This window comes from Ectothiorhodospira marina (assembly GCF_900109495.1).
Lineage (GTDB): Bacteria > Pseudomonadota > Gammaproteobacteria > Ectothiorhodospirales > Ectothiorhodospiraceae > Ectothiorhodospira > Ectothiorhodospira marina.
The window spans coordinates 60081-75175 of sequence record NZ_FOAA01000014.1 but is presented as its reverse complement, the minus strand read 5'-3'; the positions used below and the strand labels follow the sequence as shown (position 1 = coordinate 75175).

The window sequence follows — 15095 nt, the reverse complement described above, 5'->3', positions numbered from 1 at the left end:
CCGGTGTGACCGGTAGAAACTATCGGTTAACTTCAGGATAATGCCGGCAAGTCACCGGGCCAGCGCCCGTTTTCATCGCACAACACTTCCCCAGACAGGTTTTATATGGCCCAATATATCTACACCATGAATGGTGTGGGCAAGGTCGTCCCGCCCAAGAAGGAAATCCTCAAGGATATCTCGCTGAATTTCTTCCCCGGCGCCAAGATTGGCGTGCTGGGCTACAACGGCGCGGGTAAATCCACCCTGCTGCGCATCATGGCGGGACTGGACAAGGAATACATCGGTGAAGCCCGCCCACAGCCGGGCATCCATATCGGCTACCTCTCCCAGGAACCCCAGCTGAACCCAGACAAGGATGTACGCGGCAATGTGGAGGATGGTGTTGGCGAGGTGAAGGCCCTCGTGGATCGCTTCAACGCCATTGCTGAAGAATTTGCCAATCCGGATGCGGATTTCGATACCTTGCTGGCTGAACAGGCGGAACTTCAGGATCGCATCGATTCCGCCGGCGCCTGGGATCTGGATCGCAAACTGGAAGTGGCTGCCGATGCCCTGCGTCTGCCACCCTGGGATGCCGATGTCACCAAGCTGTCTGGTGGAGAGCGTCGTCGCGTGGCCCTGTGCCGCTTGCTGCTATCGGCCCCCGACATGCTGATCCTGGACGAGCCCACCAACCACCTGGATGCCGAATCGGTGGCGTGGCTGGAGCGTTTTCTCTCGGAATTCAGCGGCACCGTGGTGGCGGTGACACACGACCGTTACTTTCTGGATAACGTGGCGGGCTGGATTCTGGAACTGGACCGTGGGCACGGCATCCCCTGGCAGGGTAACTACTCCTCCTGGCTGGAACAAAAGGAGAAGCGCCTGGAAATCGAGGAAAAGCAGGAAAGCGCCCGCCGCAAGAACATGGAATCCGAACTGGAGTGGGTACGCAGCAATCCCAAAGGGCGTTCTGCCAAAAGCAAGGCCCGCCTCAAGCGCTTTGAGGAACTCTCTTCACAGGACTACCAGAAACGCAGCGAGACCAAGGAGATCTATATCCCGCCGGGCCCGCGCCTGGGCGACCTGGTTGTGGAGCTGAACGGTGTGACCAAGTCCTACGGGGATCGGGTGCTTTATGAGGACCTTTCCTTTTCCCTGCCCCGCGGAGGCATCGTCGGCGTCATCGGCCCCAACGGTGTGGGCAAGTCCACCCTGTTCCGTATGATCGTCGGCCAGGAGACGCCGGACTCGGGTGAGATCCGCGTTGGCGAGACCGTGCAGGTGGCCTATGTGGACCAGACACGGGATGCCCTGCAGGATCAGCGCACGGTCTGGGAGGAAGTCTCGGATGGCCAGGACATCATCCATGTGGGCAGTTTCCAGATGCCCTCACGGGCCTATGTGGGCCGCTTCAACTTCAAGGGCAGCGATCAGCAGAAGCTCATGAAGGAACTCTCCGGCGGAGAGCGCAACCGCGTGCATCTGGCCAAGCTGCTGCGCAGCGGTGGCAACCTCCTGCTGCTGGATGAGCCCACCAACGATCTGGATGTGGAAACCCTGCGGGCCCTGGAAGAGGCCATTCTGGACTTCCCCGGCAGCGCCGTGGTGATCTCGCACGATCGTTGGTTCCTGGACCGTATCGCCACCCACATCCTGGCCTTTGAAGAGGATGGCAACGTGGTCTTCTTCGAGGGGAATTACCAGGATTACGAGGAAGATCGCCACAAGCGCCTGGGCAGTGACGCGGATCAGCCCCACCGAGTAAAATATCGTCGTCTGGAGGCTTGAGTCCATCGACACCCAGGACCGCTGCCTTGTCGTCAGGGGTGCTAGGTGGATTGCGGCATATCAGTTCAGGCCTTGGACTGTCCCGTGGCGGCCGCCTGCTTTTCCACATAGCGGGCGGTTGCCTGGTCCATGGTGGCACAGTGACGTTGGTACCAGGGGAGGAATTCATTGAGGAACTTGTCCTTCAAATCCTCCAGTCCAATGACGCCGGAATCCAGATCATCCACGTAGGTGACCAATTCCTCCAGCCGCTGATCGTGCTCGTTCTTGTGGATGTGGAACGGCGGGAAATGCACAGCCTTCATGATCACCTCCTCACGCCGAAAATGCGCGCGGCTGTGCTCGATGAAGTCACGCAGGTCGCGGCGCAGGCTTTCTGGCGCGGCATGATCATTCCGGGATGCTTCCAGGGTTTCAACCACGCGGGCGAGAAGGCCCATGGCTTCCTCGTGATCATTGTCCATGAATTCCACACCCACCTGAGGCAAGTCGCCGACTCTGGCATGTTCGCTCATGATGCATTACCTCGCGAAGGGGTATTCATCCGTAACATAGCACAGGATGCATCACCAAACGATTTATGAATATAGTTGATTTCATCTATTGAATACCACTGGAGCGATATCGTTGTGATCGACCAGACTTCACCCATTGAAATATCTCAAGTCATTCAATTGTCCGTGGCACCCGTTTTCCTGTTGGTGGGCATTGCCGGCTTTGTGAATGCCTTTGTTGCCCGCCTTGGCCGGGTGGTGGATCGCCGCCGGCATCTGGCCCATCTGATGCACGCCCCCGATGCGAGGCGTCGTGAATTAACAGCCCGGGAGTTGCGGATTCTGGATGATCGGGCGCGATTGGTCCATTGGGGCATGACGCTGTGCATTACCACGGCGATGCTGGTGTGTCTGACCATTGTCACCGTGTTTCTGGACTTCCTTTTTGAGATGGAACATCCCCGATTGGTAGGCGCCATGTTTGTGCTGGCCATGGTCAGCCTGATCACTGCCCTGGGGCTGTTTTTAAGAGAGGTGTTTCTGGCAGTGGAAAGCCTCACTTTGAGCAATCGCGAAGGCTAGAGGTGCCGAATGCCTGATTGTGCAGACCTGGATGGCGTGCTCCGCCGGGCAGAATCCCTCTTGGAGCGCTTGGAGGGCATGCTGCCGGCACCTGCCCCGCCCATTGAGTGGGAGGCGCCGGCCTTTCGTTGGCGCCGGGGCCAGTTACAGTCCATCAACCAGATCACCCCCCTGGCGCTCGATGACCTTTTGCATATCGAGCGCCCTCGCGCGTTGCTGGAGCGTAACACCCGACAGTTCATTGCTGGGCGGCCCGCCAACAATGCCTTGCTCTGGGGTGCCCGGGGCACGGGCAAGTCCTCCTTGATGCGCGCGCTCCTCACCCGGTATGCCAATGAGGGGCTGCGCCTGGTGCAGGTGGATGCCCACGAATTGGTGGACCTGCCCCGCATCGTGGCGCCGCTGCGTGACCGGCCGGAGCGCTTCGTGCTGTTTGCCGATGACCTGTCCTTCGAGGCCAACGAACCGGCCTACAAGGCACTGAAGGCGGCACTGGATGGGGATCTGGAGGCCACGCCGGAGAATGTGATCATCTACGCCACCTCCAATCGTCGCCACCTGATGCCCGAGCTCAATGTGGATAACCTGGAAGTGAAGCGTGTGGATGACGAGATCCATCCCGGCGAGGCGGTGGAGGAGAAGGTATCGTTATCCGAGCGGTTCGGGCTTTGGGTGGCCTTTCATCCCTTTTCCCAGGCTCAGTACCTGGAGGTGGTCACGCACTGGCTGGAGCACCTGGGCGGGGGGGCATTGACGGAGGCCGCACGGCGCGAGGCCTTGCAGTATGCCTTGCTGAGGGGATCGCGCAGCGGCCGGGTGGCGTGGCAGTTTGCACGGGACTGGACGGGGCGGCAGGGGGAGGTTTGAACGGGCAGTGGGTGGGAGGGTGCCCGCACCCCCTCATCCCCAGCCCTTCTCCCCGGAGGGAAGAAGGGCGCCTTAGAACCCCTCTCCCGCTGGCGGGAGAGGGGTTGGGGTGAGGGTGGGAGCCACCCCCCCCATCACATCAGTCAATATTCTCCAGGATGGCCCGCTTCACCGACTCCAGGTCCGCCTCCACCGTCTGCGGGGCACGGAGGCTCTGCTGGATGGCAATGTCCGGATCCTTCAGGCCGTGACCCGTCAGGGTGCAGACAATGCTGGAGCCTTCCGGGATCTTGCCGGCCTTCACATCCCGCAGGGCGCCGGCCAGCGAGGTGGCGGAAGCCGGCTCGCAGAACACGCCCTCCCGCTCGGCCAGCAGTTTTTGAGCGGCCAGGATCTCTTCATCGGCGCATTCATCAAACCAACCACCGGACTCCTCCTTCACCTTCCAGGCATAGTCCCAGGACTGGGGATGACCAATGCGGATGGCGGTGGCCACAGTGTCCGGATCATCGACCATGGCGCCGCGCATGAAGGGGGCACTGCCGCTGGCCTGGTAACCCACCATGCGTGGGCGATTCCCCACAATAGCCCCGCCAGCGTACATGCAACGCCCCTTGCAGAAGCCGCAGGCCTCGGTGACGTGATCACCCGAGCCGGATGAATACTCACAATAACCGATCCAGTGGGCGGTGATATTGCCGGCGTTTCCTACCGGAAGGCAGTGGTAATCCGGGGCACGGCCCAGTTCTTCAACAATCTCGAAGGCTGCCGTCTTCTGACCCTGCAGGCGGTAGGGATTGACCGAGTTGACCACTGTCACCGGTGAGGTTTCGGCGACCTGCTTCACCAGGCGCATCCCATCATCGAAATTGCCCTTGATCTGGATCACCGTGGAGCCATGCATCATGGCCTGGGCCAGCTTGCCCTGGGCAATCTTGCCATCGGGGATCAGCACGAAGGCGGTGATGCCGGCGCGGGCGGCATAAGCGGCCGCTGAGGCAGAGGTGTTGCCGGTAGAGGCACAGATGATGGCGCGGGAACCCTCCTCCACGGCACGGGTGACGGCCATGGTCATGCCCCGGTCCTTGAAGGAACCCGTGGGGTTGAGTCCTTCGAACTTCACGTAGATGTCCACTTCCTTGCCCAGCACCCGAGGGATGTTGTTCAACCGGATCAAGGGCGTATTGCCCTCGCCCAGAGAGATGATGCGGGCATCGTCGTGCACCGGCAGGCGGTCACGATAGCGTTCAATGATGCCGGTGTAACGGGGTCGGAAAGGCATGGTCGGATCTCGGGGTCGGGGCGTCTTGACGCGGTGTTACTTGAGGTTTTCCAGGCGAATGCGGGTCACCGGGGTGATCACGCTATCCAGGCCCTCGATGCGGCCGATGGCCTGATTGAGATTACCCTCACGCACCTGGTGGGTCAGCATGATCACATCGGCCTCGTGGGTGTCTTCATCCGGCTCCTTCTGCATGATGGCCTCGATGCTGATGTCCAGGTCCGCCAGGATGCGGGTGATATCGGCCATCACGCCGGGACGGTCCACCACCCGCAGTCGCAGGTAAAAAGCGGTTTGCACGTCGTCCATGGAGAGAATGGGCACATCCGACAGGGCATCGGCCTGGAATGCCAGGTGCGGAACCCGATTCTCGGGGTCCGTGGTCAGGGCGCGCACCACATCCACCAGGTCGGCCACCACCGCCGAGGCGGTGGGCTCGGAGCCGGCACCGGGGCCGTAATAGAGGGTTGGGCCCACGGCATCCCCCCAGACCAGCACGGCATTGAGCACACCGTCCACGTTAGCAATCAGCCTGCGTTCCGGGATGAGGGTGGGATGCACTCGCAGTTCGATGCCACCATTCACCCGGCGGGAAATACCCAGATGCTTGATGCGATAGCCCAGTTCATTGGCGTAGACCACGTCGTCCCGGGAGATGCCGGAGATACCCTCGGTATAAACCCGGTCGAACTGCAGCGGGATGCCAAAGGCGATGGAGGCCAGGATGGTCAGTTTGTGGGCCGCATCCACTCCTTCCACGTCGAAGGTGGGATCCGCCTCGGCGTAGCCCAGACGCTGGGCCTCCGCCAGCACATCAGCGAACTCCCGCCCCTTGTCGCGCATCTCGGTGAGAATGAAGTTACCCGTGCCGTTGATGATGCCAGCCAGCCACTCGATCCGGTTACCGGCCAGGCCCTCGCGAATGGCCTTGATGATGGGGATGCCGCCGGCCACAGCGGCCTCGAAGGCCACCATTACGCCGCGCTCCTGAGCCCGGCTGAAGATCTCATTGCCGTGCAGGGCAATCAGGGCCTTGTTGGCCGTGACCACATGCTTGCCCTGGTCAATGGCGCGCAGCACCAGTTCCCGCGCCAGCGTTGTGCCCCCGATCAGTTCGACGATCACCTGAACCTGCGGATCGTCCACGACCTCAAGGGCTTCTTCGGTAAGGCGCATCCCGCTCACATCCAGGTCGCCCAGGGAGTCCAGATTACGGGCGGCAGCCGCCACGAGTTCAATACCGCGACCGGCGCGGCGGGTAATCTCGTCGCTATTGCGCTTGAGCACTCTGACCGTGCCGCTGCCCACGGTCCCAAGACCCAACAGGCCGACTTTGACGGGTTCCAATGATCTGGCTCCTATGGCGGGGGAAGCCCGGCATTATAGCGGAGATGAGCCCTACCCGGGGAGGGGCGCGGAGGGATCAACCGGCTTTTGGAACAGGTTCCGGGAAGCGCTCGCGGATGGCCAGGATATCCGGCATCAAGCTGAAGAAGAGTTCCGCCAGGTCCGGGTCGAAATGGTGCCCCACCCCCTTGCGGATCAGGCCCAGGGCATCCTCCACGGTCCAGGCCTCCTTATAAGGTCGCCAGGAGGTCAGGGCGTCAAATACATCCGCCAGGGCACAGATGCGACCGGACATGGGAATATCATGCCCGGCCAGCCCCTTCGGATAGCCACTGCCATCCCATTTTTCGTGGTGCGTGAGGGCGATTTCCCGGGCCATGAGCAGTAAATCGGAATCATCGCCGCTGAGGATATCGGCGCCGATGGTGGCATGGCTCTTCATGATTTCCCACTCCTCGGGGGTCAGCTTGCCCGGCTTGAGCAGGATCCGATCGGGAATGCCGATCTTGCCCACATCGTGCATGGGGCTGGCATGGAGCATGCGTTCACAGTGATCACGATCCCAACCCACGTGTTGGGCCAACAGGGCCGAGATGTGGCTCATACGCAGGATATGGCATCCGGTCTCGTTATCCCGGTATTCCGAGGCGCGCCCCAGACGCTGCACCACTTGCAGGCGGGTACGACGAATCTCGTCGGTGCGCTCGTGGACCAGTTGCGCCAGCATGTCCTTCTGGTCATGGGTCATGCGGTGGGCCAGTTGCACGTCCAGCATGTTGCGTACCCGTGCCAGCACCTCGGCCCGGTCAAAGGGCTTGCCGATAAAATCCCGCGCGCCGCTGCTCAGGGCCCGAAGCATGTAATCGCGGCTATGCTGGGCCGTCAGCACCAGGATGGGAGGGACAAGGGGATCTTCCAGTGCGGCGAACTGCTCCATCACTTCGAAGCCGTTCATATGCGGCATCTTGATGTCCAGCAGGATCAGGTCAGTGGGCGCCTGGCGGTAGGAGGCCATCACCTCACGGGGATCCTGCACCAGGACCAGATTGGAATAACCCTCGGTACGCAGCAGGCGATCCATCAGGATCAGGTTGGCCCGCTCATCGTCCACTACCATGATCCGGGCCGCCTTGCGTTCCGGCTCGTGTGGGGTCTTGTTGGAAAGGTTATGGGTATTCACTGGCGCACCTTGGGACCGGGGCGGTTGGCTCGGTCTTGAGACAGAACGTTGCGAATTGTATCAAGCAACTCGCCCAAATTCAGGGGCTTGGTCAGATAGGCATCAAACCCCGCTGCCAGGCCGCGCTGACGATCTGGCTCCGTGGCATTGGCCGTGAGGGCCACAACGGGGATGTGGCGGGTGGTTGCAGCCTCCCGCAGGCGCTCCAACACCTTGAAGCCATCCAGACGGGCAAGCTGGATATCGAGAATGATCACGTCCGGGCAGTGCTCCCGGGCCAACTCCAGACCGATGTAAGGATCTTCCGTACTGAGGACGCTGAAGTCATCATGGCGTTTGAGCAGCCGCTCAAGCAGGCGCAGATTGGCAAAATTGTCCTCAATCTGCAGAATCTTGCGCACCGCACCGGGTTGCCCCGAGGTAGACTCGACCGTGCCTGAAGGGGCCTGCCGCCCGGGCGTTTCGTCGGTCGCGATACTCTGAGGTAATTCCACCCAGAAGGTGCTGCCCTCCCCCACCTGGCTGACGGCCCCCAGGCACCCTCCCATGAGATGCACCAGCCGCTGGGTGATGGCCAGACCAATGCCACTGCCCTCCACCTTGTGCTCATCCTCCAACAGCCTCGTGAATGGCTCGAACAGCTCGGTGATGCGCTCGTTCGGAATACCCCGCCCGGTATCGGATACCAGGATGCGCAGCCCCGAATTGACCTCCATGGCGGGCTCCAGGTCCAGAGTCACCCGCCCCTGCGGTCGGTTGTACTTGATGGCGTTGGAGAGCAGATTGATCAGGATCTGTTTCAGACGAACCCGGTCAGCATGCACGTAGTGGTCGGGCAGTGCCTGCCCTATCTGTATCTCCAGGTCCCGCTCCCTGGCCAGGGGTTCAACCAGGGCCACACATTCCTGCAACAGGCCTTGCAATGCCACCGGCTCGGGTGAGAGTTCCACTCGCCCCGATTCCACCTTGGCAAGATCCAGCACCTCATTGATCAGATCCAGGAGGTGCCGGCCGCCGCGGATGATCTCCTCGACGTTTTCTCGCTGTTCGCTGCCCAGGTCCGGGTCAAACTCCAGCAACTGCGCAAAACCCAGCACGGCATTCATCGGGGTGCGCAGTTCGTGGCTCATGCGCGAGAGGAATTCCGACTTGGCCTGGTTGGCCCGGTCGGCGTCCGACTTGGCCTGGCGCAGAGCCTCCATGGTCTGTATGAGTTCCGTCACATCCTGCTGAATCCCCACAAAGTGGGTCACCACCCCCGCGTCATTTCGCACTGGCGAGATACTGAACTCATTCCAGAATAACTCCCCATTCTTGCGATAATTGCGGATCAACACTTTCGTGGCCCGCCCCTCGGCCACGGCATCACGTAATTCACGAATACCGGGTTGATCCCGGTCATCGCCTTGCAGGAAACGGCAATTGGTACCCAGTACCTCCTCAGCCCGATAACCGGTCATGCGCTCAAAGGCTGGATTCACATACACCAAGGGGCCATCCGGCTGAGTGGCATCGGCGATGGCAATCCCGTTGACCATGGCCTCCATGGCCTGGGTCTGCCACCGCAGGCGCTCACCCACCGACTCAAGGAATGAACTGTCCTCGTCCTTTAACGACACCGATACACGGCCTCCACCCGGGAGCCTGATTCGTCAAACACCACGGTCTCGCATAGATCGCGCACCAAGGCGATACCCCGGCCCCAGGGGCGGGTGGTGTCCAGCGAAGTCTTTTCCCACTGACTTGCGTCAAAACCCGGGCCGGAATCACTGATTCTGACCCGGAACACGCCGCACGTCCTGTCAGGCTCATAGGTGACGCTCACATCCACACGGCCCTGACAGCCCTCGGCCAGGCGTCTGCCCCGCTCCAGATAATAGCTACAAAACCCCTCCGGGTCGGCCTTCATGCGGGACGACAACTGGAGCACGCCGTGTTCCAGGGCATTGCTGTAGAGCTCGTTGACGATGGTCTCCAGGGGGCCGGCATCTTCCTCCAGGCCATCCAGCAACCCAAGCGGACGCAGGGCAGACTCCAAGGAGGGCAGATCCCCGAGGCGCTCATCCTCCAGCGTCAACGACCAGTTCCAGCCTCCTTGCGGGTGACTTTCGCGACTCACCGGGGGGCGGCTGAAGAGCTCAGGATCCAGAGGGGCCTCCAGAATGGCGATATCATCCTCCGGCTGCTGATCAGCGCAGTGTTTCTCGAGGGCCCGCAACAGCCCGGGGAGCACGGCTTCCCCATGGGACCACGCGTTCAATACCTCCGAAAAGCCATGGTCGATGAACATTTGGCCCTCGGGGTTGCGCGCTTCCAGCAGGCCGTCACTCATCATCAGCAGTCGATCATCACGGCGCACGGCCACGCGTCGGGGGGTCTCCCGATCAGACAATTCCGGCAGGATGCCCAATGGCAATGCATGGGAGGCCAGTTCCTGGAACCCCTCGCGATTGCGTAACCAGGCACTGGGCATGCCGCCGTTCCACCAGCGGATCTCCCGACCAGAACCGGGAAGGGAGATCAGGCAGGCGGCCATGAAGCGTTCCGGCGGCAGCACGCGGTATAGCTTGCGGTTGATTTCGTCCAGCACCTGTTCGTCGTCCACTCCCTTGCGCGTCATGGTGCGAAAGGTCTCGGCTACCGGCAGGGCACCAATGGCTGCTGCCAGGCCATGGCCGGTGAAATCCCCCAGGAGAATGCGTACCCCCCCATCGGGCAGGTCCTGGGTCAGCACCAGGTCGCCATTGAAAGTGGTCGCGGGTCGCTGCACCAGGCCAAACTGTTCCGTGCGCACATTGCGGTCGTTCACGGCCCGATTAAAAACCCGTTCGGCCAGCTTCTGCTCCTGACGGTCCTGTTCCAGGAGGTTTTCCAGTTCCCGGTTCTTGCCGGCAATGATGCGCTGCAGATCACGCACCCGCTCCATGGCGGTGATGCGGGCCTTGAGGATGCTGAAGTTGAAGGGTTTGGTGAGGAAATCATCCCCTCCCGACTCAGTACATTGCACCAAGGACTTTTCATCATGCAGTGCGGTAAGAAAGATCACCGGCACAAAGTCGAATCCCGCCATGGCCTTGATGCGTCGGGTCGCCTCGAAACCGTCCATGCCCGGCATCATCACATCCATGAAAACGATATCCGGCGGCGATTGCTCGAACAGCTCGATCGCCCGGCTGCCGCTTTCGGCCTCCAGGGTCTCGAACCCTTCCTTCTTCAGCATCCTCGCAAGCAGGCGCCGATTGGTGGGCTCATCGTCCACGACCAGCGCCAAACCCCGGCAGTCCACCGGGATGGCAGACGCGGGATTCTCAGGCCCGGGGCTGGAGCGCGGGGGCGCGTCGGGTGACATGGGGTAAGTGGTCACTCCAGATTGAACAGGCGATCGAAATTGGCGATCTTGAGCACGCGGCGCACATCGTCGCTGCAACCGCGCAGACTCACCCGGGCGGTATCCCCCCCAGCATGCTCCCGCAGCAGCAGCAACATGCCCAGGGCCGAACTGTCCAGGTAAGAAGCCTCGCTCAGGTCCACCCGATAGCGGGTGCCCTGGGCCGGTAGATCCCGGTAGCTATCCCGGAAGGCCTTGTGCTGGGCGAAATCAAACCGCCCACCGACGGATATCGTCACCAGATTGGTTTTTTCATCGACGTGGCGTTTAATGCTCATGGGGACAAGGCTCCGACGAAAACAGTCATGGAGAAAGCAGGAGAGAATGTGAAGATGATCTCAGATTTTTGGGCATGTGCCCAAACTTTTGAGACTATCAGCGCACGCGGGAGGCCTTCAGCATGGCCTCGGCAATCCGATCCAGTGGCAGCACCTGTGAGGCCGCGCCCCGCTTTACCGCCTCTCCAGGCATCCCCCAGACCACACTGGTCGCCTCGTCCTGAGCAATGGTCTCCACGCCCATATCGTGAAGTTCCTTCAGACCCTGCACACCATCAGCGCCCATGCCGGTGAGCAGGGCAGCACAGGCATTCTTGCCGGCGGCTTGAGCCACGGAACGAAACAGGACGTCCACGCTGGGGCGGTGACGGTTGACAGGTTCGGCCATGCTCAAGCGGCAGACATAGCGTGCGCCATCCCGAGCCACCAGTAGATGCTGGTCTCCAGGCGCCACGTAGGCGTGGCCCGCCATCAGGCGTTCACCTTCCACCGCCTCCTTTACCAACAGCCGACTCTGCCGGTTCATGCGCTGTGCCCAGGCACCGCTGAAACCGGCAGGGATATGCTGGGCAATGACCACGGCGGGGCTGTCCGGCGGCAGATCAATGAGGACGTCCTTCACCGCTTCGGTTCCCCCGGTGGAAGCCCCGATGGCCAGCAGACGATCGGTGGTACGCCATTTTCCCACGGCCCTGGAGGGCAGGATCTCATCCACGGAATGCTTCGGTTTCACCGGCGCCAGGGTGCGCACCCTGGCGCCGGCCGCGACCCTGACCTTGGCTGCCAACTCGTCACGATAGGCATTGAGGGTGTTGGCCAGGTCCAGCGAGGGTTTGGTGACGAAATCCACGGCCCCCAGTTCCAGGGCCTGCATGGTCACCTCGGCCCCGCGTTCGGTCAGCGAGGACACCATCACCACAGGCATGGGGCGCAGGCGCATCAGGTTGCGCAAAAAGGTCAGGCCATCCATGCGCGGCATTTCCACATCCAGAGTCAGCACATCCGGATTGAGGCTCTTGATGCGCTCGCGTGCCACGTAGGGGTCCTGGGCTGTCCCCACCACCTCAATGCCCCCAGCGGAATTCAGGACCTCCGTAAGGAGCTTGCGCACCAATGCCGAGTCATCGACCACCAGGACACGTATTGGCTTGTCCCTGGCATTGTCACTCATGGTAGAACCGCCTGTTGTGGCCATGGGGATCGCATCAGAAGAGTTCGATGTCACCTTCGTCCATGGATTTTTGTTGGACAGGCCGGTGAGCTGCATCCTGCAATTCCTCACGCAAGGTCTTGAGTCGCCCTCGGGCCTGTTCCAACTGCTCCTGCGACCTGGCAGGCTCCACCATGGGGAGTTGGCGCAGTTCGGCGACAAAGCGTTCCATGAAATCGATCCGCGTATGGGCCCGATCAAGCACCTGGCCGGCGATATCCTCGAACTGCAACAGCCTGACGGCTGCATCCACGTTCTGCTGCACGCGCTCGGCAACGCCGGACATGTGATCCAGCCCCTGGGACAGGTTTTGATTGAGTTTCTGCAGTTGTTCCATCATCTCGTCCATGCTGCCCTTGGCGCTGATGGAGGTATTCAGGTCCTGCGAGGCCATGCGGCCCACCACTTCCCTGGCGTGGCCAAAGAGTCGATTGGCCTGCTCCACCTGAGAACGAATCTGTTCGTTGAATTGATCCGAATCCTGTGAGAGCTTGCGCACTTCCTGGGCCACCACGGCGAATCCCCGACCCGCCTCCCCGGCCCGGGCCGCCTCGATGGCGGCGTTCAGTGCCAGCAGATTGGTTTGCCCGGCAATATGCTTGGCACTGTCGAGCAAGCTGAAGATCTCATCCATCAAACTGGAAAGATCATCCACCTGGTGGGCCACCTCCACGCTGTGCTTGCCCATGTCGATCAGCATTTGAACGTTCTGTGCCAGTACCTTGCTGTTTTCCTCCATGAAGCCATCCATGTCGATGACTTCGCTCTCAGAGCCCGTCTGAGCGTCAGTGGACATGCCCCGGATCAGCTTCAGGGCCAGTTCCTGCTGTTCCCTGGAGGTCTGGTTGAGGTTATGAAAGCTCTCTTGCAGGTCACTGACGGCATCCCGGATCAACTGCCGGGCCTGTCCCACCAGGGTACGTAATTCGCTTGTCTCCGGGGCAATGAGGGCGTCAATCTGGATGACCATATCCCAAAGTTCCCGGTCATTATCCAGTGTACCCTGTTGTTCATCTGCACGAACCTTGTCTGCTCGCCCGGCGCTCGCGGTGCTTCGAGCCTGCCATAGCAGCGAACCCACCCAGATCAGGACGACGGCCAGCATGCCAAGCCAGGCGGGCAATGACAGCAGCAACCAGGCGACGATCATCGCCCCACTGACCAGCACCGCCGACCCGTGGGGCGCCAGTGCCCGTGTCATTGTCTCCATCCCAAAGCCCTGCATGAGTCGGTCTCCTGTCATACGTCAATCGAACAATTCCACTTCGCCGGATACCTTGGCCTGACGCAGCTTCTGGCTGTAGCTCAGTTCCCGTTCGATGATGGTCTCGTTGTGCAGACTGCGCAGTTTTTTTACGAGCACTCGGCCGGTGGTGGGAAAGAAGTAGATCTTGCGCGGGTGATTACCCAGCAAATCTTGCGCCGCAATGGGAATACCCTCCGTGGCCAGGTAATCGGTCACGAACTGAGCATTGCGCTCTCCCACGATATTGCTCTTGAACCCTGGCAGCACGTTGCCGGCACCGAAAACCTTGGCCTCAAGGTTCTCCCGGCGCGCCCCCAGTTTGATCAACTGGTTGATCAGGATCTCCATGGCATAGTCCCCGTAGCGCATGGAACTGCCCACACGGCTGTCTTCGTTGCGCTTGTCATCGGGCAGCATGAAGTGATTGATCCCGCCAATGCCTCTCAGCCGATCCCTCACGCAGGCCCCTACGCAGGAGCCCAGCACGGTCACCATCAGCAGTTCACGGTTGGAGACATAGTATTCTCCCGGCAGGATCTTGACGGCATCCATGTCAAAGTGCCGGTCATAGTACAGGTTGGGTGCCAATACCTCCTCGAAACCCTCGCTCATGGGCGCCCCCTTGCCACCGGCACGCAGACCGTCTTGCCCTGCAGGCGGAACAGATCGGCGGCATGGGCCAGGCTCTCCGAATGCCCCACGAACAGCAAACCTTCCGGATGCAGCAGGGGGTGAAATCTGGAAAGCAGCTTGTACTGGGTGGGCTTATCAAAGTAGATCAACACGTTGCGACAGAAGATGGCATCAAAGGGCTCCTTGAGCGGCCAACTCGGCCCCAGCAGGTTCAGCGACTGAAAGGAGATGAGGTCCCGTACCTGCGACCGCACTCTCACCATGCCCTCACGCCCTCCGCGGCCCCGCAGGAAGAAGCGCTTCACATCTTCTCTGGGCATCTTTTCAATGCGCTCCATGGGGTAGATACCTTCAGCTGCATGGCGCACCACCTGGGTATCCAGATCCGTGGCCAGGATCTTCACCGGTGGCGTCCAGCTCCCGAAGGTGTCGATCAGGGTCATGGCAATGGAATAGGGCTCCTCACCCGTGGAACAACCCGCTGACCAGATCTTCAGTGTGCGTCGATGCCGGCCATGCATATGGCCGGCATGCTCGGAGAGCACCGGAAAATGATGGGCCTCGCGAAAAAAGGAGGTGAGATTCGTGGTCAGCGAATTGACGAAGTGCTGCCACTCTTCCCCATCCACCTCCAGACGGTCCAGATAGGCGTCGAAGGAATTGAGGCCGGCCTGACGCAGACGACGAGCCACGCGGCTGTAGACCATATCCCGTTTACCCGGGTTGAGCGAAATACCGGCGTATTCATAAATCATGCGCCGGATGCGCTCGAAGTCTGCGTCCCTGAAGTCGAATTCGCGGTCACGCATGGGCGT

At 60.9% G+C, this 15095-nt stretch carries 14 protein-coding genes; 3 read left to right on the top strand and 11 right to left on the bottom strand.

Features of this window, described 5'->3' with window-relative positions; all coding sequences use genetic code 11:
* Positions 1–105 precede the first annotated feature (105 nt).
* Positions 106–1773 (top strand): energy-dependent translational throttle protein EttA, encoded by a 1668-nt coding sequence (gene ettA, locus BMY52_RS11965; RefSeq protein WP_090254706.1) that lies wholly within the window; start codon positions 106–108, stop codon positions 1771–1773.
* 65 nt (positions 1774–1838) lie between these two features.
* On the opposite strand, the gene BMY52_RS11960 is transcribed toward ettA, so the two are convergent.
* Complete coding sequence (locus BMY52_RS11960) at positions 1839–2288, bottom strand: bacteriohemerythrin (protein WP_090254704.1); 450 nt, start codon at positions 2286–2288, stop codon at positions 1839–1841.
* Between the two features lie 75 nt (positions 2289–2363).
* Here BMY52_RS11960 and BMY52_RS11955 point away from each other — a divergent pair, with 75 nt between their 5' ends.
* A complete protein-coding gene (locus BMY52_RS11955; protein WP_245740825.1) occupies positions 2364–2849 on the top strand; it encodes a DUF2721 domain-containing protein in 486 nt (161 codons plus the stop codon).
* Positions 2850–2858: 9 nt separating this feature from the next.
* Complete coding sequence (locus BMY52_RS11950; protein ID WP_090254700.1) at positions 2859–3716, top strand: ATP-binding protein; 858 nt, start codon at positions 2859–2861, stop codon at positions 3714–3716.
* A 139-nt stretch (positions 3717–3855) separates the two neighbouring features.
* On the opposite strand, the gene thrC is transcribed toward BMY52_RS11950, so the two are convergent.
* The 10 genes from thrC to BMY52_RS11900 all read right to left on the bottom strand — a co-directional run bounded on the left by thrC (position 3856) and on the right by BMY52_RS11900 (position 15089).
* Complete coding sequence (gene thrC / locus BMY52_RS11945) at positions 3856–4998, bottom strand: threonine synthase (protein ID WP_090254698.1); 1143 nt, start codon at positions 4996–4998, stop codon at positions 3856–3858.
* 36 nt (positions 4999–5034) lie between these two features.
* The gene (locus BMY52_RS11940) at positions 5035–6345 is read right to left on the bottom strand and encodes a homoserine dehydrogenase (protein WP_090254697.1); all 1311 of its coding nucleotides are present in this window, start codon (positions 6343–6345) and stop codon (positions 5035–5037) included.
* A gap of 76 nt (positions 6346–6421) precedes the next feature.
* On the bottom strand, positions 6422–7462 hold the full coding sequence (locus BMY52_RS11935) for an HD-GYP domain-containing protein (RefSeq protein WP_090254757.1): 1041 nt from the start codon (positions 7460–7462) through the stop codon (positions 6422–6424).
* Between the two features lie 59 nt (positions 7463–7521).
* Positions 7522–9144: a hybrid sensor histidine kinase/response regulator gene (locus BMY52_RS11930; protein ID WP_143050474.1), complete on the bottom strand. Its 1623-nt coding sequence runs from the start codon at positions 9142–9144 to the stop codon at positions 7522–7524.
* Complete coding sequence (locus BMY52_RS11925) at positions 9135–10874, bottom strand: SpoIIE family protein phosphatase (protein ID WP_090254693.1); 1740 nt, start codon at positions 10872–10874, stop codon at positions 9135–9137. Before BMY52_RS11925 ends, BMY52_RS11930 begins: the two co-directional genes overlap by 10 nt.
* A gap of 11 nt (positions 10875–10885) precedes the next feature.
* Positions 10886–11191, bottom strand: a complete 306-nt coding sequence (locus tag BMY52_RS11920; protein ID WP_090254692.1) for an STAS domain-containing protein — start codon at positions 11189–11191, stop codon at positions 10886–10888.
* A 97-nt stretch (positions 11192–11288) separates the two neighbouring features.
* Positions 11289–12362, bottom strand: a complete 1074-nt coding sequence (locus BMY52_RS11915) for a protein-glutamate methylesterase/protein-glutamine glutaminase (RefSeq protein WP_090254690.1) — start codon at positions 12360–12362, stop codon at positions 11289–11291.
* A gap of 34 nt (positions 12363–12396) precedes the next feature.
* On the bottom strand, positions 12397–13089 hold the full coding sequence (locus BMY52_RS16065; protein ID WP_483862683.1) for a methyl-accepting chemotaxis protein: 693 nt from the start codon (positions 13087–13089) through the stop codon (positions 12397–12399).
* 558 nt (positions 13090–13647) lie between these two features.
* The gene (gene cheD, locus BMY52_RS11905; protein WP_090254688.1) at positions 13648–14259 is read right to left on the bottom strand and encodes a chemoreceptor glutamine deamidase CheD; all 612 of its coding nucleotides are present in this window, start codon (positions 14257–14259) and stop codon (positions 13648–13650) included.
* Positions 14256–15089, bottom strand: a complete 834-nt coding sequence (locus BMY52_RS11900) for a CheR family methyltransferase (protein WP_090254686.1) — start codon at positions 15087–15089, stop codon at positions 14256–14258. The genes cheD and BMY52_RS11900 overlap by 4 nt, the downstream gene beginning before the upstream one ends.
* Between the last annotated feature and the right edge of the window lie 6 nt (positions 15090–15095).